Below are 25449 nucleotides of genomic sequence, written 5' to 3'. Positions count from 1 at the left end.
AACCTGAAATTTTGAAAACGCTCAGAACAGCTTCCGCTTGCCGCCCTGATCCAGGGCCATCAGCGCGGAGACAGGGTCCTTCACCTTGCTCATCATGATCATGGCCGCAATGATATAGGGCTTGTAGCTGGCCTCCTTGTACAGGGGCACCAGGTACCGGTCGAACACGGAGTTGTCCACCTCGCCCTCCGGGCAGGAGAGGCCGGTGATGTCGGCGGGCAGGCAGTGGAGGTACAGGGCCTTGCCGTTCTTCGTCCGCTTCATCATGTCCTCGGAGCAGGTCCAGTTCTTGTGCTGGGCGTTCTGGGCCAGCAGCTGCTTCTCCAGGGCGTCGATGCCCGCCTGGTCGCCGGCCTGATACAGCTTCGTCCGCTGCTCCATGGCGGCGAAGGGGGCCCAGCTCTTGGGATAGACGATGTCGGCGCCGTCGAAGGCCTCTTCCATGGTGGAGACCTTCTTGTAGCTTCCGCCGGTGGCCGCGGCGTTCTTCTTGGCGATCTCCTCCACCTCGGGCATCACGTCATAGCCCTCGGGATGGGCCAGCACCACGTCCATGCCGAACCGGGTCATCAGGCCGATGACGCCCTGGGGCACGGACAGGGGCTTACCGTAGCTGGGGGAGTAGGCCCAGGTCATGGCGATCTTCTTGCCCTTCAGGTTCTCCACGCTGCCGAACTCGTGGATGATGTGCAGCATGTCCGCCATGCACTGGGTGGGGTGGTCCACGTCGCACTGGAGGTTCACCAGGGTGGGCTGCTGCTCCAGGATGCCGTCCCGGTAGCCCTCCTTCACGGCGTCCATGAAGGTCTTCTGGTACTTGTGGCCCTCGCCGATGAACATATCGTCCCGGATGCCGATGACGTCGGCCATGAAGGACACCATGTTGGCGGTCTCCCGGACGGTCTCGCCGTGGGCGATCTGGCTCTTCTTCTCGTCCAGGTCCTGGACGGTCAGGCCCAGCAGGTTGCAGGCGGAGGCGAAGGAGAACCGGGTGCGGGTGGAGTTGTCCCGGAAGATGGAGATGCCCAGGCCGGAGTCAAAGATCCGGGTGGACTTGTTCCGCTCCCGCAGGTCCCGCAGGGCGTCGGCCACGGTGAAGATGGCCTCCAGCTCCTCGTCGGTCTTGTCCCAGGTCCAGTAGAAGTCGGACTTGTACATATTGTTGATGTGCAGCTTTTCCAGATGCTTGGCCAGCTCAATGGTCTTGGACATATTCAGCACTCCTTGTAATATGTGTAATTGTAAAGGTATAGCAGTCACGCCCCATTCCGCCGCAGCGCAAGGAAAAAGGGCCAGGAAAAAACCGCAGGTTTTTTCCGGTTGATTTGCCGCGGGCAAATCAAGAAAGTCAAATCATTTTCGCCGAGGCGTGTACGTGGCGAAAATCCCTTGACCCGTGCGCCCTTGGGGCGCACACACCAGTCCGCAGACTGGTGAGGGGGGAGGTCGAGGGGGGACGCAGTCCCCCTTCGAAACTCACCGGATATCGTTATCCGTCAGGCTCTGCCGGAATTCCGTGGCGTCGGCGGTCTTGTTCTCCGGCTTATAGAGGCCCGGAACGGCGGCGTACAGGGCGGCGCAGGTCACCAGATCCTGCTTCCAGGTGATCTCATTGGGGGCATGGGCCTGAGACTCGGCGCCGGGGCCGAAGCCCACGCAGGGGATGCCGTACCGGCCCTGGATGGACACGCAGTTGGTGGAGAACGTCCACTTGTCGGTGAGGGGACGGCCCTCCCGCAGGTGCATGGCGTCCCGCTTGGGGTCCGCGTCGGCGTGGCCGATGCGCTTGTCGCCCCACAGGGCGTGATGGGCGTCCACCAGCGCCTGGACATGGGCGGCGCTCTCTTTGTTGATCCAGGTGGGGAAGAAGCACTCGGTCTCATAGACCTCGCCGGTCCAGGCGGGCCGGTCGTACATGTACATGCTGACCTTCACGTCGTCGCCGTACTTCTGCACGCTGGGCAGTTGCCGGATCTCCTCCAGGCAGGAGTCCCAGGTCTCGCCGGCGGTCATGCGCCGGTCGATGGAGATGGCGCAGGAGTCCGCCACGGCGCAGCGGGAGGGAGAGGTGTAGAAGATCTGGCTGACGGTGCAGGTGCCCCGGCCCAGGAACTGGGCGTCCTCATAGTGCTCGGGGTTGAACTCGGGGTTCAGCATCTTCACCAGGCCCTTCACCCGGTTGGAGGGGCCGTCGCCGCTCTCGTTCAGGGCGCGGACGTCCTGCAGGATGTCAGCCATCTTGTAGATGGCGTTGTCGCCCCGCTCCGGGGCGCTGCCATGGCAGCTGACGCCCTTCACGTCCACCCGGATCTCCATCCGGCCCCGGTGGCCCCGGTAGATGCCGCCGTCGGTGGGCTCGGTGGACACCACGAACTCGATCTTGCTGCGGGCGTCCTCCTGGCCCTGGAAGTCCTTGTTGACGATGTACTGCCAGCACATGCCGTCGCAGTCCTCTTCCTGGACGGAGCCCACCACCATGATCTTGTAGCCGGCGGGGATCAGGCCCAGATCCTTCATGATCTTGGCGCCGTACACGGCGGAGGCCATGCCGCCCTCCTGATCGCTGCCGCCCCGGCCGTAGATGACGGCGTCGTCCTCATAGCCCTGATAGGGGTCGGCGTCCCAGTTGCTGATGTTGCCGATGCCCACGGTGTCGATGTGGGAGTCGAAGGCGATGATCTTGTCGCCGTCGCCCATCCAGCCGATGACGTTGCCCAGGCCGTCGATCTCCACCTTGTCATAGCCCAGCTTCTCCATCTCCGCCTTGATGCAGTGGACGACCTCCTTCTCCTCACAGCTCTCGCTGGGGTGGGAGATCATCTCCCGCAGGAACCGGGTCATGTCCGCCTGATAGCCCTGTGCGGCCGCTTTGATCGCTTCAAAATCCATATCCCTGACCTCCATGTCAATGTCTGAAATCCTGTTGCTTCCACATCACGGATTGGCTTACCTATCCCTATCATAGCATAAGAAAACAGGATGTCAAACAAAAAATGAGAAAACCTAAAAATTTTTTTGAATCCGGTTGATTTTATGAAAAACTATGGTATGATATTTTTATCAAAGGAATAGGAACATCCTGCGTAAGATCGCTCCGCGAAGGGAGGGTGAAGCACATCGAAAGCGGGAAACTGAATCTGCTCAAGCAGGTGGCGGCGGGGATCGCCGCGCAGTTTGGCTCCGACTGCGAGGTGGTGGTCCACGACCTGAGCCGCCACCCGGACCACACCATCGTGGCCATCGAGAACGGCCACGTCTCCGGCCGGAAGGTGGGGGACGGCGCCTCCCACGTGGTGATGGAGCAGCTGGAGACCAACGACCCGGAGCCCCGGGACCACCTCTGTTATCTGACCCGGACGCCGGACGGCAAGATCCTCAAGTCCTCCACGGTCTATATCCGCAACAGCAAGGGCAAGGTCTCCGCCATCCTGGCCATCAACTATGACATCTCCAAGCTGCTGATGGTGGAGAGCGCGGTCCACGACCTGATCTCCACCGGCGAGCCCCAGCAGGAGGAGCCGGAGAAGATCGTCAACGTCAACGATCTGCTGGAGGAGCTGATCGCCCAGTCGGTGGCCCTGGTGGGCAAGCCCGTGGCCCTGATGAACAAGGACGACAAGGTGAAGGCGATCCGCTTCCTCAGTGAGAACGGCGCATTCCTGGTGACAAAGTCCGGCGACAAGATCGCCAAGTATTTCGGCATCTCCAAGTACACGCTGTATTCCTATATCGACTCGAAACAACAGGAGGGTAAGTAAGCATGATCGATCTGACCATCAACAAGGAAGGCCTGGAGCACAATCTCCGCAAGGCGAAGGAAAATCACATCATCATCCCCACCATTGCCCAGATGCAGCACCCGGAGACCATTCCGGAGAAGATCCAGGAGAAGCTGAAGACGGTGGGCCTGTGGGACGTGGACCCCCTGAACCTGTTCCGCATCACCTGGAAGAACGAGGCCAAGGAGAGCGGCGGACTGTTCCAGGCCGTGCCCAACTACATCGAGCTGCCCCCGGCCCTCACCGGCGTGCCCTGCCGGATCATCGCCATGGTGGGCAAATGGTTCCCCACCGGCTGCCACAAGGTGGGCGCCTCCTTCGGCTGCCTGGCGCCCCGGCTGGTGACCGGCCAGTTCGACGTGGAGAAGCACAAGGCTGTGTGGCCCTCCACTGGCAACTACTGCCGCGGCGGCGCCTTCAACTCCCGGCTGCTGGGGGCCCAGGGCGTGGCCATCCTGCCGGCGGAGATGAGCCAGGAGCGGTTCGACTGGCTCCATGAGATCGGCGCCGAGGTCATCGCCACCCCCGGCTGCGAGTCCAACGTGAAGGAGATCTTCGACAAGACCAACGAGCTGAAGCGGGATCCCCAGTACATGATCTTCAACCAGTTCGAGGAGATGGGCAACCCCCTGTGGCACTACAATGTCACCGGCAACGCCCTGGCGGACGTGTTCGAGGCCGTCAAGCGCCCCGGTGACCGGTTCGCCGGCGCCGCCTTCACCTCCGGCTCCGCCGGCACCATGTCCGCCGGCGACCTGCTGAAGGAGAAGTACCCCTGCCTGAAGCTGGCGGTGGGCGAGGCCCTCCAGTGCCCCACCATTCTGGAAAACGGCTTCGGCGGCCACCGGATCGAGGGCATCGGCGACAAGCACATCCCCTGGATCCACAACGTGAAGAACACCGACATGGTCATCGACATCGACGACGAGGACAGCCAGCGGCTGCTGCGCCTGTTCAACACCCCGGAGGGCCAGGCGTATCTGAAGAACGAGCTCCACCTGGACGACGAGCTGATCGAGAAGCTCACCTGGCTGGGCATCAGCGGCATCGCCAACGTGCTGTGCTGCATCAAGATGGCCAAGTACTACGAGTTCACGGAGCGCGACGTGGTGGGCACCGTCCTGACGGACTCCGCCGTCATGTACCAGAGCCGCATCCAGGAGCTGAACGACCAGCACGGCGCCTACAACGCCCACGAGGCGGCCATGGACCACGCCCTGCACATGCTGGGCCTGAAGCTGGACAGCATGCAGGAGCTGACCTATGCGGACCGCAAGCGGGTCCACAACCTGAAGTATTACACCTGGGTGGAGCAGCAGGGCCGCACCGTGGAGGAGCTGAACGCCCTGTGGTACGACACGGAGGGCACCTGGGACACCGTTCATGCCCAGGCCAGGGACCTGGATGACCTGATCAACGAATTCAATGAGGCCACCGGGCTGCTGAAAGACCTGTAAATCCGATCAAACGCCTCTGGGGCGGGGCGAAGGCCTCGCCCCGGTTTTCTGAAAACAGGAGGAAACCGTATGAAACACGTTCTGTACGGCAAATGCGTCAAGTGCGGCAAGACCTATGACGCGGTGCCGGATCTGACCAACTGCGAGTGCGGCGGCATTCTGGACATCGTCTACGACTACGACTACATCAAGACCCAGCTGACCCGTGAGAAGCTGGCGGCCCGGCAGGACCACACCATGTGGCGGTACCGGGAGCTGCTGCCGGTGGAGCCGGAGACGCCCAACACCCCCCTGCGGGTGGGCTGGAGCCCCCTGTACGAGGAGCCCCGCCTGGCGGAGCAGCTGGGCCTGAAACAGCTCTGGGTGAAGGACGACGGCCAGAACCCCACCGCATCTTTGAAGGACCGGGCCAGCGCCATGGCGGTGGCCAAGGCCCGGGAGGCGGGGGCGAAGGTCATCGCCTGCTCCTCCACCGGCAACGCCGCCTCGTCCCTCGCGGGCAACGCCGCAGCGGCGGGCCTCAAGACCTACATCTTCGTCCCCTCCCGTGCCCCTAAGGGCAAGGTGGCCCAGCTGATGACCTTCGGCGCCACCGTCATCTCCGTCCAGGGCAGCTATGAGGAGACCTTCGAACTCTCCAAGCAGGCCATCGACCGCTGGGGCTGGTACAACCGCAACGCCGCCATCAACCCCTATCTTTCCGAGGGCAAGAAGACCGTGTCCCTGGAGATCATGGAGCAGCTGGACTGGCAGGTGCCGGACTACATCGCCATCAGCGTCGGCGACGGCTGCACCATCGCCGGCCTGTGGAAGGGCCTGAAGGACCTGTACGCCATCGGCTTCATCGACCGCCTGCCCCGGCTGATCTCCGCTCAGGCGGAGGGCTGCTGCCCCATCAACCGGGCCATTGCGGAGAACAAGCCCTGGCACCCCATGGAGGAGAACACCCTGGCGGACTCCATCGCCGTGGGGGTGCCCCGGAACGCGGACAAGGCGCTGATGGCCATTCGGGAGTCGGGCGGCATCGTGGTGAACGTCTCCGATGAGGAGATCATGGCCGCCCAGCAGCTGCTGGGCCGGACCTGCGGCGTGTTCGGCGAGCCCGCCGGCGTCACCGGCACCGCCGGCGTGAAGAAGCTCTGTGAGCAGGGCGTCATCGGCAGGGACGACACGGTGGTCAGCGTGGTCACCGGCAACGGCCTCAAGGATGTGGCCAACGCCATCAAGGCCGCCGGGGAGCCCATCTCCATCCCCTCCGACATGGACCGCCTGCTGGCGGCCTTCGCGGAACACGATATTCATGTAGAATAAGACGGAAGGCGTCCGGCGGAACACCGCCGGGCGCTTTTTTGCAAAAAGATCCGCCCCATCTGCAACCTTTCTCTCCCGCTTTCCGTGAATGATAGTTGAAAGCAGCTTTCAAAAGAGAGGGATCACCATGGAGGACAAGGACATCGTGGCACTGTACTGGGCCCGCTCCGAGGAGGCCATCCGGGCCACCGCAGCCAAATACGGCGCCTACTGCCGCGCCATCATCCGGCGGCTCCTGGGGGACGGCCGGGACAGCGAGGAGTGCCTGAACGACACTTGGCTGGGGGCCTGGAACGCCATGCCGCCCCAGCGGCCTTTGCGCCTGCCGCCCTTCCTGGGCCGCATCGCCCGAAACACCGCCCTGGACCGGTACGACTACAACACCGCCCAGTGCAGGGGCGCCCTGCCGGCGGTGCTGGAGGAGCTGGGGGAGTGCGTCTCCGGCACGCCGCTGGAAGAGACGCTGGACCTCCGCGCTCTGGGGGAGGCCATTTCCGATTATCTGGACACGGTGTCTCCGGCGGCCCGGCGGGCCTTTCTCCGGCGGTACTGGTACGGCGACAGCCTGGAGGACATTGCCCGCCGGTACGGCTACACCACATCCAAGGTGAAATCCCTGCTTCACCGCACCCGGAAGGGGCTGCGGGAACATCTGACCCGGGAGGGATACGCGCTATGACGAGAGAAGAGCTGTTCCGCGCCGTGGGGGAGGTCCGGGAGGACCAAATCATGGATGCGGCGGAGAAGCCGAACAAGACCGCCGCCCGCTGGCGGCGGTATGGGGCCCTGGCGGCCTGCCTGGCGGTGGTGCTGGCGGGGGCCATCGGCGTGAGCCGGCTGGGCATCGGCGGTGTCTCTGACCAGGAGACTGCCCAGGAGAGCGCCGACGCCCCGGCGGCCCCTCAGTACTCCGTGGGAACGGAGATCCGGGAGATCGACGGCTCGGGCGCAGATCACTGGTGGAACCAATTATTTGACAAGAGTGATAGAGAAGAAAGTACCGCTGATGTGATCTGGCTGTCCCCGGAGGAGATTTTGAACTTGGACACCGTGATCTTCCGGGGCACGGTGACAGGGCTGCGGTACTTCGAAGTTACCGTGGGCGGCCTGGAGGAGACCTACACCGTGGCCTCTGTGGAGGTCTCCGACTGTATTCGGGGAGATCTGGCGGCGGGGGATACCTACAACGTGGCGTATCGAGGCGGGCCTGGGGTCACCACCTCCATCTCCGTGGACCTGGAGAACCTGGCCGTGGGCAGCAAGGCGGTGTTCATGCCCCGCATCGCCACGCCGGACACCGGCTGGAGCAGCGGCGACGACTACTTCTGCTACGCCGACCTGGCGGAGCTCTACATGGACGAGGGCCGCCGCTTCCTGTTCCTGGACACAGGCGACGGCGTCTCCTACGCCTCGGAGGTCTACGACATCCCGGCGTCAAGCGGGGAGACGGTGACACTGGATGACGTGACGGCCTACCTCCGGGGGCTGCTGGAACAGTAGGAGGGGAACCGTATGGCAGAACCTGAGAAAAAGTGGAGGATTTCCCCCGGAAAGGGCCTGCTGCTGGCGCTGCTCCTGGCCGTCGCACTGCTGGCAGCCTTGGGAAAATTTACACGGCCGGACAGGACGGGGGATTACCCTGCCGCCATCATGGTGGACGGCACGGTTTACCTGGTTTCGGTGAATCCTCTGCCTGCCGGGACGGTGGACGAGGCGGAGATCACCGGCTGTGTGGACTCCTATACAGAGACCTTTCCCGAAAAAGACGGCCAGCAGAATTTCAGCCGGGAGGCGGCTCTGCCCTACGCCCCGGCCGAAGGCGGCCTTGCCCTGCTGCATGACGGCGCATGGTATCTGTGCGTACCCGCACAGGTTGATGGCGATGGCGTGCTCCTGCCCGGCGGAGACCGCCCCTGAGCGTCCCGGGCCGGACAACGCAGAGCCTTCTTGACTTTTCCCACGCAAATTATATAATAGGTACGGTGCCTCCCAGGCACCACCCACCTGAGGGAATGAGAAAGAGGAGGCACCTGATATGACGTATCCCATGACCGTGGCGGGCCTGCAGCGGGACCTGCCCATCTGCAAGGTGACAGACGACCTGTACATCGGCGCGTTCATCGTGTTCGGCGACGCGGAGCTGACCGTGGCCTGCGCCCGGGAGCTTTTGAAGCTGGTCCCGGCGGACGACTACGACTATATGCTGACGGCGGAGGCCAAGAGCATCCCCCTGATCCATGAGATGGCTCGCCAGTCTAGCGCGAAGAAGTACTTCATCGCCCGGAAGGGCCCCAAGGCCTATATGCCGGACCCCATCCACGTGGAGGACAGCTCCATCACCACCGCCGGCACCCAGCGGCTGTACCTGGGCCGGGACGACGCCGAGCTGATCCGGGGCAAGCGGATCCTGCTGATGGATGACGTGATCTCCACCGGCGGCTCTCTCCACGCCATGGAGGAGCTGGTGGCCCTGGCGGGCGGCACCGTCACCGGACGGGTGGCCGTTCTGGCGGAGGGCGACGCCGCAGAGCGGACGGACATCAAGTTCCTGGAAAAGCTGCCGCTGTTCAACGCGGACGGCACAGTCAAGGCCTGAGAGGAGAAGAAAGGCGCACCGCATCTGCGGTGCGCCTTCAGACTGTCGGGAAACCCGGAGGTCCGGGGAAACGGGAAGGAAGATAGCTACGAAAGAAACCCAGGAAGGGTGTCTTTCGTTTTCAATCAACCGTTTTTCAGAACGTTTCAAAGTTCTGAAAAACGCAGGCAGCTTGTCGAAAAGACTTTTTCGACAAGCTGAAGGCGCACCGCATCTGCGGTGCGCCTTTTTGCTTTTGTAAAGAACTTGTAAAATCCTGAAACCATGCTACAATAGGAGAGACGCAGAAATCAGGCCGGCCGGGCCGGCTGAAAGGAGGCCTCTATGACAGATCACGCCGTACCGCCGATCGGGATGCGGATGGTCAAAACAGCGGCGGCAGTGCTGATCTGCCTGCTGGTGTCCATGGTGGTGGACCGTGAGGACATGCGCATCTATTCCTCCATCGCGGCGCTGCTGTGCGTCCAGCCCTATGCGGAGGACACGAAGCGCATGGCCATCCAGCGGACGGTGGGCACTGCCATCGGCTCCGTGTTCGGCATCGCCACGCTGCTGCTGGAGATGGCGCTGGACATCCGGGGGACGCTGACGGGCTATGTGGTTATCGCGGCGGTGACGGTGCCCACGCTGTGGATCTCCGTGGCGCTGAAGTCCGCCAACGCGGCGGCTCTCTCCGGCATCGTGTTCCTCAGCATCACGGTCACCCATGTGACGGATGCCAGCCCCTGGATCTTTGCCTGGTACCGGGCGTCGGAGACGCTGGTGGGGATCGCGGTGGGCATCGCCGTCAACGCCTTTCAGCTGCCTCGCCGGAAGCGGCGGGACGTCCTGTTCGTCTCCGGGCTGGACGGCCTGCTGCTGACAGAGCAGGGGACGCTGACGCCCTACAGCCGGGTGAGTCTGAACCGGATGCTGGACGACGGGATGCAGTTCACCCTGTCCACCATGCGGACCCCCGCCTCCGTGCGGGAGGCCACCCGGGACCTGCGGCTGCGGCTGCCGGTCATCGTCATGGACGGGGCGGCCCTGTACGACATGGGGCAGAAGCGGTATCTCCATACCTGCGTCCTGCCCAAGGAGCTGGCCCTGCAGTGCGAGGCAGTGTTCCAGGCTCAGGATATCCACTGCTTTCTCAACGGTGTGCTGGATGACAACCTGATGATCTACTACGGCACCTTCCGTCATGAGACGGAGCAGGCCATCTTCGAGAAGCTGCGGACCTCCCCCTACCGGAACTATGTCAGCCGGGAGTACTACAAGGACTGCCCCATCCTGTATCTGATGGGCATCGACCTGACAGAGCGGATCCAGGCCCTGTACGACGCTCTTGGGAAGGCGGGGCTGCTGGAACAGGTGAAGGTGCGGCTCTACCCATCGGCAGAGTATCCCGGATACAGCTATCTGAAGATCTATGAGCGGTCTGCTTCCCGGGAGGATATGCTGGACCGGCTGAAGCGGGAACTGGGCATGGAGCGCAGCGTGGTGCTGACCACTCGGGAGGGCTGCGGAGACGTGGTGATCCGGGGCGGCGTCAACCAGGCGGTGAAGCGGCTCGGGCGGCTGTTCGAGCCCTATCTCTGGGAGAGAAAAAAATAGGCCAGGTGCAAACGGACAGAGACGGAGCTGCGGCTCCGTCTTTTTTTGAAAAAAACGGGAGAGGGGGTTGACAGCTGAACGGATGTGTGTATAATATGAAGTATCCTTCATGTGAAAGATGCTTCACGAGAAGGAAACTTCATGTTTTCGGGGAGGAGCGAGGGCCGTGAAAAACCGTGTGCGGGAGCTGCGAACAGAGGCCGGCATGACCCAGCAGCAGCTGGCGGACCTGGTCCACGTGTCCTCCCGCACCATCATCTCCCTGGAGAAGGGGCAGTACAACCCGTCGCTGCTGCTGGCCTATCGGCTGGCGCTGGTGTTCCGCACCACGGTGGAGGACCTGTACTGCCTGGCGGAGAACAAGGAACAGGAGGACCGGGAAAATGAAGACTGGGCATAAGCGGCAGATGACCGCCGGCATTCTGGAGCTGGTCCTGGGGATCGGCCTGATCTTATACGTCTGCCTGGCGGACCGGCAGCGGATCGGTCTGGCGGCGGTGGCTGCTGTGCTGGTGACAGCGGGGCTCGTGACCTTCTGCGCCGGGGCCACGGAGTTGCCGGCAAAGCGGAAGGAGGGCCCTGCGCGATGAAGATCTACTACAAAAAGAAATTCTGGGCCAGCGTGGGCAGTCTGCTCCTGGGACTGGCCCTGCCGGGCACCTGCCTGTTCGTGGGCTGGGAGACCTTCGACCTGAAGGACGCCGTGCTGACGGTGCTGATGATCCTGGGCGGACTCAGCGGCATCCTGCGGAGCCTGGACCGGGAGAAGGCCCGCCAGGACAAGGCTGAGGACCGGGACGAACGCAGCCGCTACAACGCCCTGCGGGGCCGGGCGCTCACCTTCCGGGTGCTGTTCTGGCTGAACTTTGCCATGCTGGCCGGATGCTTCATCGGCTGGTGGCGGTCGGGGGAGCAGGAGGTCTACATCCAGACGGCCCTGCCCTGCATGGTGCTGCTGATCGTGGGCTGGATCACCCGGATTGTCAGCGATTTCTACTATGAGTTCAGGGGGTGAGCGGTATGCGAATCTACAACCGACGGAATTTTTTTGCCGGCATTGTCAGCCTTGCCCTGGCGGCGGCCTGCGGCGCTGTGCTGCTGGTGACGGGCTTTCAGGCAAAGTGGCTGATCTCTCTGGTGCTCCTGCTGGCCGCCGGCGGCTTCGATCTGTGGTGGTCGTTGTCCCGGGATTCCCGGCTCCCCCGGGTGGATGAGCGGGACGAGGCCGTCAGCCGCAAGAGCGCCTGGCTGGCTTACCGGATCGTGGCCAACGGCTGCTGGGCCGCAGGCATCGCAGCCCTTGTGATCTATGGGATCAGCCGGATGCCGGCGGCCCTGGCGGTGACCGTCACCCTGGACGCGGTGGCCATCGCCGCCTTTGCTGCCCTGCTGGGGGCGGAGGTCTACTATGAAAAACGGATGTGAGGCCGCGGGCCTCTTGCAAAAGGAGACTGTATGGAACGAAGTGAGGATCTGAAGCAGGTCCGGGACCTGCACCTGGTCCGGGACGAGCGGGACCGGGAGGTGGAGGCGGAGGCCGGCCGCCGGGCGGGAAACGCCGTGCTGCTGGTGACCCAGCTGCTTGCCGCCGCCTGCCTGCTGCAGGGGGATCCTGCCTGGATGGCCCTGCTGTGCCTGACCTTCATCTGGGGTGCCGTGAAGGGCTTCTGCCGATTCGGGCAGGACCGGGAGAAGCTCTATCTGGCCTGGGGCCTGCTGACCGCCGCCGGGGCGGCGATCCTGCTGGGGGCCTACTTCCGGCAGGCCTGGTCCGCCGGCATGTCCCTCTCCCGGCTGGTCGGCTACGCGGTGCTGTGCCGGGTGCTGGTCAAGATCGCGGGTCTGCTCTGGGCGGGGCTGCTGCTGGGGATCTTCTGGCTGGCCCACAGGATCGGGCACATGGAGGGGGACCGGTGGGAACAGTATTTCCAGTCCGTCTCCACCGCCGGACTGCTGCTGCGGATGGGCGCCGTGATGGCGGCGGCCCTGGCGGCGGTGGCGGCCATCAGCGCCCCGCTGTTCGCCCGGCTGGGCTTCCAGCAGCCGGAGCTTTTGGCGGCGCTGTTTTTCGTGGCGGGCGGCGCCCACCTGCTGGGCAAGTTCAGCCGCCGGCGGGATGAGCTGATCCGGAAGCTCCTGAAGCTGAAGAGGTGACCGCCCGGCATTTGGTGACATTGCCGGAATCGGAGGCCGGGCGCCGAGGGATTTTCTCCGCCGGTGCCTATTACAGCGGAGCCCTTCCGAAAGGTATAATAGAATATAACAACACAGCGGAAAAGTCCATATGCGATAGAAATAAGTCCGACGGGCGTAGTCTATGGGGAATAGGCTGCGCCTGTTCTTTTTCCGCAGAAACGAAGGAGTGTGGATCATCATGCCAAAAACGACTGGACAGAAGGTGCTCTTCGGCCTGCTGATGTCCTTCTTCATGGTGCTGGCCATGGAGCTGTACAACACGGGGCTGCGGAACGGCGGCCTCACCAACGCCGGGATCCTGGAAGCCCTGAGGGAGCTGCCGCTGATGTTCGTGCTTTGCTTCCTCACCAGCACGGTGGCGGGAGAGCCCCTGGCCGCCCGCCTGGCGGCACGGCTGGCGGTGCCCCGGGAGTGGCCTCTGGCCGCCGTCCTGGCCCGGTCCGCCATGACGGTCTGCGTCATGTGCCCGGCCATGAGCCTCTGGGCCACGGCGCTCTTCCAGCGGCCCGGCGCCGAGTTCGTCCCGGCCTGGCTCCAGACGGTCGTGAAGAACTTCCCCATGGCGTTCTTCTGGCAGATCTTCTTCTGCGGCCCGCTGGTGCGCCGCCTGTTCCGGCTGCTGGTGCCCGCTGCGGCAGCTGCCTCCGCCTGCGCGGAAGAAGCGGCGGAATGACCCTGCGCAAAAAAGCAGTCCCGGACGCGTCTGCGTCCGGGACCGCCTGCTGTCAGCCCTCCGGGTGATTCTTCAGATAGGTGAGATAGCCCTCCAGGATCAGCGACGCGGCCACGGCATCCACCACCTTCTTCCGCTTTTTGGCGTTCTTGCCGCTGTTGAAGAGGATCTGGTGGGCGTCGATGGTGGTGCGCCGCTCGTCCCACAGCACCACCGGCAGGCCGGTGGTCTCCTCCAGCAGCTGCCGCATGGCCTGCGCCTTTTCCGAGCGGGGGCCGCGGGTGCCGTCCATGTTGATGGGATGGCCCAGCACCAGCCGCTCCGCGCCGTGCTCCCTGGCGAGAAGCGCGATCCGCTCCGCCACGATGTCGGGGCGGTAGGCGTCGATGACGGTGGTGAAGCCAGCCAGGAAGCCGGTGGGGTCAGAGACGGCGATACCGGTGTGGGCGTCGCCGTAGTCGATGGCCAGGATGCGCATGGTGGTCTCCTTTCCAGGGCAGAATAAGCGCCGGTATGGCGCGTTTTTCCTGCTCTTAGGATAGCACACCGGACCGGGCCGCGCAAGGCGGAAAAATCCTGACATTTTTTCAAAAAAGAGGTTGACCGGGGACTTGACCTGTGGTACAATCTCTATTACCTGTGAAATAGGGCTTTCTTTTCATGCGCTTTTTTCGCTTTTCAGCCATGGAGATCTGCCCGCAAAGCTGCAGGGAGGCAATCGGGATCCTGCCGGTGTGCCGGACGGGATACCAATAATAAGGAGGTGCCGTTAGATGCGCGTGAAAGTCACTTTGAGATGCAACGAGTGCAAGCAGAGAAACTACAACACCATGAAGAACAAGAAGAACACTCCGGATAAGCTGGAACTGAACAAGTACTGCCCCTTCTGCAAGAAGCACACGCTCCATACCGAGACCAAGTAAGCGGTAACGAATGATGAGAAAGGGCGTGTAAAACGTTATGGCAGAAGAAGTCAAGAAGAGAAAGAGCCGCGGACAGTGGTTCCGCGAAATGAAAAGCGAACTGAAGAAGGTCGTCTGGCCCGACCGGAAGACCGTCGCGAAGAACACCGGTACCGTGCTCCTTTGCTCCCTGGCCATCGGCGTGTGCATCTGGGTCTTTGACTTTGTCATGGTCACTGCCGTCCAGATGATCCTCAGCCTGTTTGGCGCCTGATCGAGGTAGCGACATGGCAGAGAGCGCGAAGTGGTATGTGGTGCATACCTATTCCGGCTATGAGAACGCTGTCAAGACCAGCATTGAGAAGTTCGTCACCGGCCGCGGCATGGAGGACATGATCCTGCGGATCGAGGTCCCCATGGAGACCGTGACCGAGGTCACGGATTCCGGCGCCACCAAAGAGGTGGAGCGGAAGGTGTTCCCCGGCTATGTGCTGATCAAGATGGTCATGACCGACGATACCTGGCATCTGGTGCGGAACGTCCGCGGCGTCACCGGCTTCGTGGGCTCCGCCAACAAGGCCATCCCCCTCACGGAGGAGGAGGTCCTGGCCATGGGCATGGAAAAGCATGAGATCGTGGTCAAGTACAACGTGGGCGACCACGTGAAGATCGTGGACGGCCCCCTGGCCAGCTTCACCGGCGTGGTGGAGGAGATCGAGCCCGAGAAGAATCGGGTCAGCGTGATGGTCTCCATGTTCGGCCGCGAGACACCGGTGGAACTGGAACTGGACCAGGTGGAAGTCCAGGACTGATCGAAACCAACAGCGCCGCTCGCGGCGCCGCAGCCGCCGGGCGTCTCCGGCGGAAAAGTGGGAGGGGCATTCACCGCCCCGCCAAAGACGGCCCCTGCGCCGCCACCACATTCATAGATTTAGGAGGTGCTACTCCGTGGCACAGAAGATTACTGGTTATGTGAAACTGCAGATCCCCGCAGGCAAGGCAACTCCCGCGCCCCCCGTTGGTCCCGCTCTGGGCCAGCACGGCGTGAACATCGCCGCCTTCACCAAGGAGTTCAACGAGCGTACCAAGAACGACATGGGCATGATCATCCCCGTGGTCATCACCGTGTACGCTGACCGCTCCTTCTCCTTCATCACCAAGACGCCTCCCGCAGCCGTCCTGATCAAGAAGGAGTGCAACATCGAGTCCGGCTCCGGCGTCCCCAACAAGACCAAGGTGGCCACCATCTCCAAGGCCTCCGTCCAGAAGATCGCTGAGATCAAGATGAAGGACCTGAATGCCGCCAGCCTGGAGTCCGCCATGAGCATGATCGCCGGTACCGCCCGCTCCATGGGCGTCGTCGTCGGCGACTGAGCCCGGTTTTCACCGACCATTCCAAACAGTTGAGCGGCCGCAGGAGGCCGCACCATACAGTGGGAGGATCCAATTCCGAAGAACCACTATGAGGAGGAAGTAACATTGTTTAGAGGCAAGAAATATAAGGAAAGTGCCAAGCAGATCGACAAGACCATGCTGTACGAAGCTGCTGACGGCATGGCGCTGATCTGCAAGACCGCCAGCGCCAAGTTCGATGAGACCGTTGAGCTGCATGTGAAGCTGGGCGTGGACTCCCGTCACGCCGACCAGCAGGTCCGCGGCGCCATCGTGCTGCCCCACGGCACCGGCAAGACCGTCCGGGTCCTGGTGTTCGCCAAGGGCGACAAGGCCGACGCTGCCCGGGAAGCCGGCGCGGATTACGTGGGCGATATGGACATGGTGGAGAAGATCCAGAAGGAGAACTGGTTCGAGTTCGACGTGGTGGTCGCCAGCCCCGACATGATGGGCGTTGTGGGCCGCCTCGGTAAGGTCCTGGGCCCCAAGGGCTTGATGCCCTCTCCCAAGGCCGGCACCGTCACCCCCGACGTGGCCAAGGCTGTGCAGGAGGTCAAGGCCGGTAAGATCGAGTACCGCCTGGACAAGACCAACATCATCCACTGCCCCATCGGCAAGGTGTCCTTCGGCCCCGAGAAGCTGACCGAGAACTTCAACGCCCTGATGGGTGCCATCGTGAAGGCGAAGCCCGCCGCCGCCAAGGGCCAGTATATCCGCAGCTGCGTGGCTGCGTCCACCATGGGCCCCGGCGTGAAGATGAACACGGCGAAGATGATCTAACATCTTTCGGAGGGGAGCAGGCTCCCCTCCGAACCACCCCACTCGGCTCCACCGTTGCGGCATTGCGATTCCCGGCCCTATTTGGGCCGCCAATCGCGCCGCTACCTCGAAACAGCCTCACTTTTTCCGCCACAGGCGGCGTTTCGGCTGTTTCCCAGTGACGTCGGTCACTGGTGTGCGCGCCCCCGGCGCGCGGGTCAATGAATTTTCGGCAGGTACACGCCCTGCCGAAAATGATTTGATTTTCTTCTTCCGCCTTGCGGCGGAAGAACCGGAAAAAACCGGAGGTTTTTTCCTGGCCCTTTTCCCGGATTTGCGGGAATTGGGGGAAAACTGTTATTTAGTTCTTGACATTTTGGCAAGAATTAAATATAATACCAGATGCGTTCCAAAGACAGCAGGTGGCGTGAGCCGTAAATCCTGCCGAGGGCGGCAAACTTGCTTTGCTATCCGTCCCTGTGTCTTTGCGCACAGGGACGGTTCCTTTTTTGAACGCACCGACAATTTTCCTGGAGGTGAACACTAGAATGCCTAACGCAAAGGTCTTATCCGAAAAGCAGGCCATCGTGGCCGAGCTGACTGAGAAGATCCAGAAAGCTTCCGCCGGCGTGCTCGTGGACTACAAGGGCATCACCGTTGAGGAGGACACCGCGCTGCGCAGAGAGTGCCGGGAGAACGGCGTCGACTATGCCGTTGTCAAGAACACCCTGCTCCGCTTTGCCTTCAACAACACCGGCCTGAACGAGCTGGACGGTCTGCTCAACGGCACCACGTCTCTGGCTCTGTGTGACAGCGATGTGGTCGCTCCCGCCCGCGTGATGAGCGACTACGCCAAGAAGCTGAACGACAAGTTCGAGATCAAGGGCGGCTTCATGGACGGCAAGCCCGTCTCTCTGGAGACCATCCAGTCCCTGGCTTCCATTCCCGCTCTGCCCGTGCTGCAGGCCCAGTTCCTGGGCACCATGCTGGCGCCCATCACCGGCCTGGCCGTGGTCCTGAAGCAGATCGCCGAAAAGGGCGGCGAGCCCGTGGCCGCTGCCGAGGAGGCTGCCCCCGCTGAGGAGGCCGCTCCCGCCGCTGAGTAATTCACGGCACCGTTTACTTTTTTAAATTTTACAATTAGGAGGCTATTACAATGTCTGAGAAAGTTACCGCTATGATCGAAGAGATCAAGGGCCTGACCGTTCTGGAGCTGAACGAGCTGGTGCACGCTCTGGAGGAAGAGTTCGGCGTGTCCGCCGCCGCTATGGCTGCTCCCGCCGCCGGCGCTGCTGCTCCCGCCGCTGAGGAGAAGACCTCCTTCGACGTGGTCCTGGCTGGCTTTGACGCCGCTGCCAAGATCAAGGTCATCAAGGTCGTCCGCGAGATCACCGGCCAGGGCCTGGCCGAGGCCAAGGCTACCGTCGAGGGCGCTCCCAAGACCCTGAAGGAGGGTGCTTCCAAGGAGGATGCCGAGGCTCTGAAGAAGCAGCTGGAAGAGGCTGGCGCCAAGGTCGAGCTGAAGTAATCAGCCCTTCAGGTGCTCCTGTCCGCCGGGTGCGGACAAGATATCTCTGCAAAACGGTATCAAAGGACCCGAGACAGCTTGGCTGTCTCGGGTCCTTTTCTGCACATCTCCCTGCCTGGAGCGGAGGTCTCGGCAGGGCACAGGCCAGATCGGGGCTTTTCAAAGCCAAACACTTGTTCGAAAGCGGGGCCTGTGGTATACTGAGAACAAAAGCTTCGCAGGAGAGGCGGCGGGGAGCAGGATGCAGCGGACGCAGCCCGATCTGGCGGCAGATCCCGGCAGATCGGAGAATACCATCTGTCTGGAGGCCAGTCCGTCACCGAAACCGTGCGGCATCCCGGAGAGAGCGCGGCCCTTTGTGGCGACCCGGTGGATGGCGGAAGCCCGGCGGAACGAAGGCAGCGCATTTCCGGCCATGCCCTTCTGCGTGGCGGCTATGACGCCGCCGCTGCCCGCAGGCTCTGCAGCCTGCCGGCCCGCCCCCGGACAGCGGCTCATTCCGGGTAAAACGGTGCTGCCCGCACCGGAGATCCGAGGTTGAGGATCTGCCCCGATTCTGTTATCATGGAAGAAACAAACGTTCGACAGGAGGATGCCGCTATGACCGATCTGCTATCCGGCCTCAACGATGCTCAGCGCCGGGCCGTTGCTACCACAGAGGGATATGTCCGGGTCATCGCCGGGGCAGGCTCCGGCAAGACCCGGGCCCTGTCCCACCGCTTTGCTTACCTGGTGAACGAGCTGGGCATCCTGCCGGGGAACATCCTCTGCGTCACCTTCACCAACAAGTCGGCAAATGAGATGCGCCAGCGCATCCACCAGCTGACCGGAGACAACGACACCGGGTACATCAACACGTTCCACGGCTTCTGCGACGCCGTGCTGCGGGAGGACAGCCATGCCGTCCAGTACCCCAGAAGCTTTCTGGTGCTGGACAATTCGGACATCGACGCCATGCTTCGGATCATCTACGAGGAGCGGGGGCTGACCCTGCGGGACATGACCTTTTCCGCCGCCCGGGACATGATCGAGATCCAGAAGCTGTTCAAGCGCCCCGACTACTATCAGGACATGATCACCATGTCCCTGGACACCCTGAAAGAGAAGTACGACCGGGCGGACACGCCCGCGGACATCATCTTCTACGGCTATCTCTACCAGGAAAAGAAGTGCTTCGGCCTGGACTACAACGACTTGATCAAATTCTCCCTGTACATCTTCCGGCAGCGGCCCGACATCCGGATCAAGTGGCAGCAGCGGCTGGAATACATCATGATCGACGAGTTCCAGGACATCGACCAGCTGCAGTATGAGCTGATGGAAGTGCTGTGCGGATACCACAAGAATCTCTTCATCGTGGGGGACCCGGACCAGACCATCTACACCTGGCGGGGCGCCGACGTGAAGTACCTGCTGGACTTTGACAAGAAATTCCCCGGCACCCAGACCATCTTGATGGTGGAGAACTACCGCTCCACGCCGGAGATCCTGGCCGTGGCCAACTCCCTGATCGACAAGAATCGGAATCGCATCAAAAAGGAGCTGAAGCCGATCCTGCCTGCCGGGACTCCGGTGGTCTGCCACTTTGCGCAGACCCAGGAGGCGGAGGCCCGGTGGATGGCGGGGGAGATGCGGCGGCTCCACGAGGCGGGCACCCCCTTCCGGGATATGACGGTGCTCTACCGGGCCCACTATGTGACCCGGGCGGTGGAGGAGGTGCTGCTGGAGGAGAAGATCCCATACACCATCTACAGCGGCGTTCAGTTCTTTGACCGTATGGAGATCAAGGACGCCCTCTCCTATCTGCGGATGATCGCCTATAAGGATGACCTCTCCTTCCGGCGGATCGCCAATGTGCCCAAACGGAACCTGGGCAAGCGGCGGATGGAATTCCTGCAGGAGTACGCGGAACAGCGGGGCTGCCTGCTGTATCAGGCCCTGTTGGACAACCTGGAGGATCCCATCATAAAAGGAACCGGGGCCGGAAAGTTTATCAGCCTCATCGAGTCCTTCGCTGCCGGATATGAGGGCCGGCCGGTGTCAGAGGTGCTTTCGGCCATCCTCAACGAGAGCGGCTATGAGAAGATGCTCCGCACCGAGGGCAGCCAGGAGCGGCTGGACAACCTGGCGGAGCTGAAGCAGTCGGTATACGAGTACGAGACCACCTGCGGGGAGGAGGTCACCCTGGAGCACTATCTGGCCCGTGCGGCGCTGTTCACCAATGCGGATACCGCCGAACAGGGGGACAGGGTGAAGCTGATGACCGTCCACGCCGCCAAAGGCCTGGAGTTCCCCTGTGTCTTCCTCTGCGGCATGAACGAGGGCGTATTCCCCTCCCGGAAGGTGCGGACCCGGCAGGCTATGGAGGAGGAGCGGCGGCTGGCCTTCGTGGCTGTGACGAGAGCGGAAAAGGAGCTGTACCTCTCTGAGGCGGATGGGCGGAACTTCGACGGTTCGCCCCGATACCCCTCCCGCTTCCTTCTGGACATTGACGAGAAGCTGCTGACCTTCACCCGCCCGCCGGAGGAAGGACTGATCCGGCGGGCCCGGGATTACATCGGACACAGTCAGGCCGGCCTGCCGGAGGCGGATGGGCAGACGGTGTTTCCGGCAGGCCAGCGGGTGCGGCACGCCCTGTTCGGGCCTGGGACGGTGCTGGATACGGATATGGACAGGGGCGCCCACGTGGTGCAGTTTGATGAGATGGAGACGCCCCGAAAGATCTCCTTCCGGGCAAAGCTGGAGCGGATCTGAACCGCTGCACCCACGGAAGAGGATTCCCCGTCCGCCGGACGGGGAATTTTTTCAGAAAATTTTGCAGTGCATGGGATATTCTCCCCTGTGCTCTCGTCTTACAGACGAAAAGCTTTTCAGGGATGAGGGAGAGGCGCGATGACAGAGCGGGATTTCACGGCCGCGGCGGAGCGGTATCTGGATATGGTGTACCGGCTGGCGCTCAACTGCCTGCGGGTCCCCGCCGACGCAGAGGACGCGGCCCAGACGGTCATGCTGCGGCTGTGGCAGCGGGCAGAGCCCTTTTCAAATGATGATCACCTGCGCCACTGGCTGGTGCGCGTGACGCTGAACGTGTGCAAAGATGCCGCCCGCAGCCCCTGGCGCCGGCGGATGGTGCCCCTGGAGCACTGCCGGGAGCCGGTCTTTGATACGCCGGAGCACCAGGCGCTCTACGCCGGGGTCATGGCCCTGCCGGCCAAGTATCGTCTGCCTCTGTACCTCTATTATTACGAGGGCTGCACCGTGGCGGAGGTGGGGGAGCTGCTGGGACTGAAGCCCTCCACCGTCCAGACCCGGCTGGCCCGGGCCAGAGAGAAGCTGAAGGCACAGCTGAAGGAGGAATGAGCCATGCGGAACATCTATCGGAAGACATTTGAACAGGTCCGGGCACCTGAGGATCTTTGGCGGGAGATCCGGGAGATCCCGGCAAGGGAGCAGAGGCCTGTCTGCCGGCGCAGGGTTTCCGGGGGAGTTCTGGCAGCGGTCTTGATCCTGGCCCTGACCGGAACGGCCCTGGCGGCGGTATATCATGTGGAGATCCGGAACTTCACGCCGGAGCAGCTGGCGGAGACAGGGGCAGATCACGCATACAAGGTGCTCACAGACGTGGAGCGCACACCGCTGGAGGCATTTTCCCAGGAGGCTCTGGATGCAGCGGCCGGTGCGGAGCGGTTTTGGGAACAGAAGTTTGACACATGGGCGGAAGCCGAGGACTTCCTGGGCACCCGTGTACCGGGTGTGGAAGCGCCTGCGACACTCCAGCTCAAAACGAGAAACGGAGAGCTGGCGGAGGCGGAGCTGAGATCCTACCCGCTCCCCCTCCAGACCCCCACGGATCGGCTCAATATCGGTGTGCGTGCGACCCTCTACACCGAGAACTACGTGGAAGAGCCGGGGGACAACACATTCCTCTACTACGGATTACCGGACCCAAATTACAGCATGGAGCGGGAGGATCTGCGCTATCAGCTGCCGGATGGGGAAGAGGCCGTCATGGTTTCCACATGGGATGACGACTCAGGCGGCGTAGACGCCTTCCTGGTCAGAGGAAATATCCGGTATTGGGTCTATGCAACATATGTGCTGTACGATAGAGAGACCGTTCTGGAAGAGGTGGAGTTCATCCTGCAAAATCTGTAAAAGGGCGGTTCTCCTCAAAGAAGGAAAGGCCCCGCCGGAGGGCGGGGCCTTTCCTCTGCGCCCGGACCTCCCTGCAAAAGTCCTGTTCACAAAATGTTTTCAAAAAAGAGAGAACTGTTTCCGATTTGTTGTTGAGTGGGGGATCCGCATCCCGTATAATGGGCAAACGGTCGCGCGCGAGGCCGTACAAATTCTCAAAAAAGGATGGAACCACACATGAAACGAACGATCACTGCATTGCTGGCGGCGCTGATGCTGCTGACGCTGGCGGCCTGCGGCTCCAACAGCGATCCCTCCGGGAACGGGGACGCCGCGGTCAGCGGCACGACGGACAGCACGGAGGAGGCCACCGCCACTGTCAGCGGCGTTGTGAACCGGCTGGATGATTATCTGGTGCTGCTGACAGAGGATGAGACCTATGCAGTCTTCGACTTCGGCGAGGACGTGGACCCGGCAGAACTGGAGGAGGGCGACTCTGTGACAGTCACCTACACTGGAGAGCTGGGCAGCGAGGATCCGGCGCCTGTGGCGGTCTCGATCACCAAGTCTGAGACGGCCTGACAGTCTGCGGGCACTCCTGCTCCATAACAAAAGCAGCCCGCTGAAAGCGGGCTGCTTTTGCGTCTGCGGTCAGAGGGCGACGATCAGGTCCCGCACCACGGCGCTGCCCAGCAGCAGCCCCGCCGTGGCGGGCACCCAGGGGTTGCTGGCAGGCACGCTGCGGCGGCCGGGAGGCGGTGTCTCCGGCTGGGCGGGGGAGACGGGCTCCTCCGGGCTGAACACCACCTTCAGGTGCTGGATGCCACGGGCACGCAGCTCCTTGCGCATCACCCGGGCCAGGGGGCAGCCGTAGGTCTTGGAGATATCCGTCACCTGCAGCAGGGTGGGGTCCAGCTTGTTGCCGGTGCCTAGGGCGGCGATGAGCGGGATCTGCAGCCGCAGGGCCGTCTCCGCCAGATCCAGCTTGCAGGACACCAGGTCGATGGCGTCCACAATGTAGTCATACCGGCAGCCCTCCGGGAAGAACCGGTCCCGGTGGGCGGCATCGTACAGGCCGTGGATGGGATGGAGCACCGCCTCCGGATTGATGTCCCGGAGCCGGGCGGCCACCGCCTCCGCCTTGGGCTGACCCAGGGTGGAGTGGAGAGCCTCCAGCTGGCGGTTCAGGTTGGTGAGGGCCACGGTGTCGCTGTCCACCAGCGTCAGCTCGCCGATCCCGGACCGGGCCAGGCACTCGGCGGCGTAGCTGCCCACGCCGCCCAGTCCCAGCAGCAGTACGTGGGCGGAGCGGAGCCGGGCCTGGGCCTCCGGGCCCCACAGCATCTCATTGCGGAGAAAAGGATGTTCCATAACAGACCTCCATACGGAAAAGGGTGAAAAATGTCCGGCTTTGAACACGCAAAGCCGGACATTTTGGTGCAGGGAGATCAGCCCACAAAGCGCATGCCGAAGGAGGACTGCTCAGCAGTATAGCCCTCGGTCTTCTCTGTGTAGAAGCTGTCCACAGCGTCACTTACCAGAGCGTTGGTCACCCGGATCTGCCAGTAGGGCTTGTCATAGCCCACGAAGTACATCACATGGTAGCCGGTGGAGTCGTTGTGGATGATGCCGGTGTCGCCGGGCTGCCGGGCGGGATCGAAGCACCAGTCGTTGAACTCCGTCACCATCTGGCCCTGATAGACCTGCTCATACAGGCCGCCGTTGGTGTTGGAGCCGCCGTCTGCGGAGTACTCGTTGGCCAGCTCGGCGAAGGAGTCCTCCGTGGCGGCGCCGGCCTCCCACTCGTCCAGGATGTCCTGGGCCTTCTGCTGGGCCTCGGCATCCTTGGCGGCCACGTCGTCCTCATAGCCCTCGTCGTCCTCAGAGAGCTCGGAGGCCTCCGGCTGGATCAGGATATGCCGCACGTTCACCGTGTTGTAATCATCCCGGCCGCGGCTGTTGAAGACCACCACATAGAAGGCATCGTTGTCGGCATCCTCCAGCACGGCGGAGTCGCCGGCCTGGCGGGCGTCGTCATACAGCCACTCGCCCAGGACGGAGGTGTTGTAAGTGTAGCTCTCGGAGTTTGTATAGGAGGCGGTGGACTCATATTCGGCCGCAGCATCCTCCAGAGAGGTGCCGGCCTGATAGGCGGCGTAGATGGCATCGGCGGTGGTCTTGGCAGTGGCCATGGCCTCGGCGGTCATCTCGTCCGTGACCTCGATCTCATTGCCCTCCTCATCCGTGTCCGCGGCGGCGCCGTTGACCCGGACGAACTGGCAGGTCACGTGGTCATAAGTGGTGCGGGCCTCCTCATAGGCGGCCTCCAGCTCCTCGTCGGTGTAGGACAGGCTGTCCTGATAATCCTGGAGGTAGGCGGTGGCCAGCATGCTGCGGCGGGTCTGCTCCTCATAGATGCTGCGGGTCATGGTGCTGCCGTAGATCAGGCTCAGGTACTGCTGCTCCGTGTAGCCGTAAGTGCTGGCGGTGCTGGACAGCGTCTCCATATTGGCGTCCAGATCAGCCTGCAGCTCATCGGTCCAGGTGAAGCCGTCGGCCGCGGCGGCATCATTCAGCGCCTGGATGCCGGCCATCTGATCCAGCGCCCCGTTCAGGAAGTAGTCGTACCAGGTCTCGCCCTCGGTGGCGTCGGTGACGAACATGGCGCCGGTGGCAGAAACGGTCTGGCTCTTCAGGGAAGAGCCGGTGTCCAGGCCGATCATGCTCAGATAGTTGTAGTTTTGGTTGAGGAAGTTCTGGTAGTTGTTCTCGAAGTAGAAGTTCACCTCGGCGGCGTTGTACGTCTCACCGTTGATGGTGACGGCAGTGGCCGACTTGGGGATGATGTTGGACTTCCAGACAACGGCGGCGATGGCCACCAGCAGGAACACCACACCAATGGTGCCGTACAGGATGTTGGTGCGCCGCTCCTCTTTCCGCTCCTTTGCTTCGCGGGCGGTCTTGGGATCGTTCCAGCCGGAGCCGGTCTGCTCCTGGCGGGATTTCTTTTCTCTTGATGCGCTCATGTGTGTTTCAGTCCTCTCAAGTAATCAGGTGCGAGGTTTCCCAAAAAACCGGAATTTACGCACTTTGATATTATACTGGATACAGACGGATTCTGCAAGA

Annotated in this window: 31 protein-coding genes and 1 other annotated feature; of the genes, 26 read left to right on the top strand and 5 right to left on the bottom strand. The window is 62.5% G+C overall.

All coding sequences use genetic code 11. The annotated features are described in order from the left end of the window. Positions 1-21: 21 nt before the first annotated feature. Both ygeW and H9X91_RS02225 read right to left on the bottom strand, forming a co-directional pair. Positions 22-1212, bottom strand: a complete 1191-nt coding sequence (gene ygeW / locus H9X91_RS02230) for a knotted carbamoyltransferase YgeW (RefSeq protein ID WP_204802045.1) — start codon at positions 1210-1212, stop codon at positions 22-24. A 264-nt stretch (positions 1213-1476) separates the two neighbouring features. Then, positions 1477-2889 carry a YgeY family selenium metabolism-linked hydrolase gene (locus H9X91_RS02225; RefSeq protein ID WP_204802043.1) on the bottom strand — a complete coding sequence of 471 codons (1413 nt, stop codon included), beginning with the start codon at positions 2887-2889 and terminating at the stop codon, positions 1477-1479. Between the two features lie 227 nt (positions 2890-3116). Here H9X91_RS02225 and H9X91_RS02220 point away from each other — a divergent pair, with 227 nt between their 5' ends. From H9X91_RS02220 to H9X91_RS02155, 14 genes are all read left to right on the top strand, one after another. After that, positions 3117-3758, top strand: a complete 642-nt coding sequence (locus H9X91_RS02220; RefSeq protein ID WP_295690536.1) for a helix-turn-helix transcriptional regulator — start codon at positions 3117-3119, stop codon at positions 3756-3758. Positions 3759-3760: 2 nt separating this feature from the next. Next, the gene (locus tag H9X91_RS02215) at positions 3761-5236 is read left to right on the top strand and encodes a pyridoxal-phosphate dependent enzyme (RefSeq protein WP_204802041.1); all 1476 of its coding nucleotides are present in this window, start codon (positions 3761-3763) and stop codon (positions 5234-5236) included. 69 nt (positions 5237-5305) lie between these two features. Then, a complete protein-coding gene (locus H9X91_RS02210; RefSeq protein ID WP_204802039.1) occupies positions 5306-6547 on the top strand; it encodes a threonine synthase in 1242 nt (413 codons plus the stop codon). Positions 6548-6674: 127 nt separating this feature from the next. Further along, positions 6675-7226, top strand: a complete 552-nt coding sequence (locus tag H9X91_RS02205) for an RNA polymerase sigma factor (protein WP_204802037.1) — start codon at positions 6675-6677, stop codon at positions 7224-7226. Beyond that, complete coding sequence (locus H9X91_RS02200; RefSeq protein ID WP_204802035.1) at positions 7223-8047, top strand: hypothetical protein; 825 nt, start codon at positions 7223-7225, stop codon at positions 8045-8047. The genes H9X91_RS02205 and H9X91_RS02200 overlap by 4 nt, the downstream gene beginning before the upstream one ends. 12 nt (positions 8048-8059) lie before the next feature. Continuing rightward, positions 8060-8464: a hypothetical protein gene (locus H9X91_RS02195; protein ID WP_204802033.1), complete on the top strand. Its 405-nt coding sequence runs from the start codon at positions 8060-8062 to the stop codon at positions 8462-8464. A 118-nt stretch (positions 8465-8582) separates the two neighbouring features. Continuing rightward, on the top strand, positions 8583-9143 hold the full coding sequence (locus tag H9X91_RS02190) for a phosphoribosyltransferase family protein (protein ID WP_204802031.1): 561 nt from the start codon (positions 8583-8585) through the stop codon (positions 9141-9143). 324 nt (positions 9144-9467) lie between these two features. Continuing rightward, a complete protein-coding gene (locus H9X91_RS02185; RefSeq protein WP_204802028.1) occupies positions 9468-10739 on the top strand; it encodes an HAD hydrolase family protein in 1272 nt (423 codons plus the stop codon). Between the two features lie 166 nt (positions 10740-10905). Next, positions 10906-11139, top strand: a complete 234-nt coding sequence (locus H9X91_RS02180) for a helix-turn-helix transcriptional regulator (protein WP_204802026.1) — start codon at positions 10906-10908, stop codon at positions 11137-11139. Further along, positions 11123-11329, top strand: coding sequence for a hypothetical protein (locus H9X91_RS02175; protein WP_204802024.1), 207 nt, complete (start codon positions 11123-11125; stop codon positions 11327-11329). Before H9X91_RS02180 ends, H9X91_RS02175 begins: the two co-directional genes overlap by 17 nt. Further along, positions 11326-11754 (top strand): hypothetical protein, encoded by a 429-nt coding sequence (locus H9X91_RS02170; protein WP_204802021.1) that lies wholly within the window; start codon positions 11326-11328, stop codon positions 11752-11754. The genes H9X91_RS02175 and H9X91_RS02170 overlap by 4 nt, the downstream gene beginning before the upstream one ends. 5 nt (positions 11755-11759) lie before the next feature. After that, positions 11760-12164, top strand: a complete 405-nt coding sequence (locus tag H9X91_RS02165; protein WP_204802020.1) for a DUF2178 domain-containing protein — start codon at positions 11760-11762, stop codon at positions 12162-12164. A gap of 30 nt (positions 12165-12194) precedes the next feature. After that, entirely contained in the window at positions 12195-12893 is a 699-nt protein-coding gene (locus tag H9X91_RS02160; protein ID WP_204802018.1) for a DUF6442 family protein, read from the top strand. A 220-nt stretch (positions 12894-13113) separates the two neighbouring features. Continuing rightward, a complete protein-coding gene (locus H9X91_RS02155) occupies positions 13114-13608 on the top strand; it encodes a DUF2798 domain-containing protein (protein ID WP_204802016.1) in 495 nt (164 codons plus the stop codon). A 52-nt stretch (positions 13609-13660) separates the two neighbouring features. On the opposite strand, the gene ruvX is transcribed toward H9X91_RS02155, so the two are convergent. Next, positions 13661-14086 carry a Holliday junction resolvase RuvX gene (ruvX, locus tag H9X91_RS02150; protein ID WP_204802013.1) on the bottom strand — a complete coding sequence of 142 codons (426 nt, stop codon included), beginning with the start codon at positions 14084-14086 and terminating at the stop codon, positions 13661-13663. A gap of 295 nt (positions 14087-14381) precedes the next feature. Here ruvX and rpmG point away from each other — a divergent pair, with 295 nt between their 5' ends. The 12 genes from rpmG to H9X91_RS02090 all read left to right on the top strand — a co-directional run bounded on the left by rpmG (position 14382) and on the right by H9X91_RS02090 (position 22905). Continuing rightward, on the top strand, positions 14382-14531 hold the full coding sequence (rpmG, locus tag H9X91_RS02145) for a 50S ribosomal protein L33 (RefSeq protein ID WP_021747855.1): 150 nt from the start codon (positions 14382-14384) through the stop codon (positions 14529-14531). Between the two features lie 37 nt (positions 14532-14568). Further along, positions 14569-14784: a preprotein translocase subunit SecE gene (secE, locus tag H9X91_RS02140; protein ID WP_204802011.1), complete on the top strand. Its 216-nt coding sequence runs from the start codon at positions 14569-14571 to the stop codon at positions 14782-14784. Positions 14785-14797: 13 nt separating this feature from the next. Beyond that, on the top strand, positions 14798-15322 hold the full coding sequence (gene nusG / locus H9X91_RS02135; protein ID WP_204802009.1) for a transcription termination/antitermination protein NusG: 525 nt from the start codon (positions 14798-14800) through the stop codon (positions 15320-15322). 136 nt (positions 15323-15458) lie between these two features. Continuing rightward, complete coding sequence (rplK, locus tag H9X91_RS02130; protein ID WP_204802007.1) at positions 15459-15884, top strand: 50S ribosomal protein L11; 426 nt, start codon at positions 15459-15461, stop codon at positions 15882-15884. A gap of 105 nt (positions 15885-15989) precedes the next feature. Then, positions 15990-16682 (top strand): 50S ribosomal protein L1, encoded by a 693-nt coding sequence (rplA, locus tag H9X91_RS02125; RefSeq protein WP_204802005.1) that lies wholly within the window; start codon positions 15990-15992, stop codon positions 16680-16682. A gap of 157 nt (positions 16683-16839) precedes the next feature. Continuing rightward, the gene (locus tag H9X91_RS02120; protein WP_204802003.1) at positions 16840-17208 is read left to right on the top strand and encodes a hypothetical protein; all 369 of its coding nucleotides are present in this window, start codon (positions 16840-16842) and stop codon (positions 17206-17208) included. Further along, positions 17053-17177: a sequence feature (ribosomal protein L10 leader region), on the top strand. (Overlaps the previous gene by 125 nt.) A gap of 1 nt (position 17209) precedes the next feature. Beyond that, positions 17210-17767: a 50S ribosomal protein L10 gene (rplJ, locus tag H9X91_RS02115; protein WP_204802001.1), complete on the top strand. Its 558-nt coding sequence runs from the start codon at positions 17210-17212 to the stop codon at positions 17765-17767. A 50-nt stretch (positions 17768-17817) separates the two neighbouring features. After that, positions 17818-18189 (top strand): 50S ribosomal protein L7/L12, encoded by a 372-nt coding sequence (rplL, locus tag H9X91_RS02110; RefSeq protein WP_204801999.1) that lies wholly within the window; start codon positions 17818-17820, stop codon positions 18187-18189. A 600-nt stretch (positions 18190-18789) separates the two neighbouring features. Beyond that, on the top strand, positions 18790-20943 hold the full coding sequence (locus tag H9X91_RS02105) for an ATP-dependent helicase (RefSeq protein WP_204801997.1): 2154 nt from the start codon (positions 18790-18792) through the stop codon (positions 20941-20943). A gap of 138 nt (positions 20944-21081) precedes the next feature. After that, positions 21082-21549, top strand: a complete 468-nt coding sequence (locus tag H9X91_RS02100; protein ID WP_204801995.1) for an RNA polymerase sigma factor — start codon at positions 21082-21084, stop codon at positions 21547-21549. A gap of 3 nt (positions 21550-21552) precedes the next feature. Beyond that, positions 21553-22344: a hypothetical protein gene (locus H9X91_RS02095; protein WP_204801993.1), complete on the top strand. Its 792-nt coding sequence runs from the start codon at positions 21553-21555 to the stop codon at positions 22342-22344. Positions 22345-22560: 216 nt separating this feature from the next. Next, positions 22561-22905, top strand: coding sequence for a hypothetical protein (locus H9X91_RS02090; protein ID WP_204801991.1), 345 nt, complete (start codon positions 22561-22563; stop codon positions 22903-22905). A gap of 69 nt (positions 22906-22974) precedes the next feature. Here the strand turns inward: H9X91_RS02090 and H9X91_RS02085 are convergent, their stop codons facing one another. Together H9X91_RS02085 and H9X91_RS02080 are read right to left on the bottom strand one after the other, a co-directional pair. Continuing rightward, a complete protein-coding gene (locus H9X91_RS02085; RefSeq protein WP_204801989.1) occupies positions 22975-23694 on the bottom strand; it encodes a tRNA threonylcarbamoyladenosine dehydratase in 720 nt (239 codons plus the stop codon). 77 nt (positions 23695-23771) lie between these two features. Further along, positions 23772-25349, bottom strand: coding sequence for a peptidylprolyl isomerase (locus H9X91_RS02080; RefSeq protein ID WP_204801986.1), 1578 nt, complete (start codon positions 25347-25349; stop codon positions 23772-23774). Positions 25350-25449: the final 100 nt, after the last annotated feature.

Origin of the sequence: Oscillibacter valericigenes (assembly GCF_016902445.1) — a bacterium.
Lineage (GTDB): Bacteria > Bacillota > Clostridia > Oscillospirales > Oscillospiraceae > Oscillibacter > Oscillibacter avistercoris.
The sequence above is the reverse complement of the archived record's forward strand: the minus strand, read 5'-3'. Positions and strand labels throughout refer to the sequence as shown.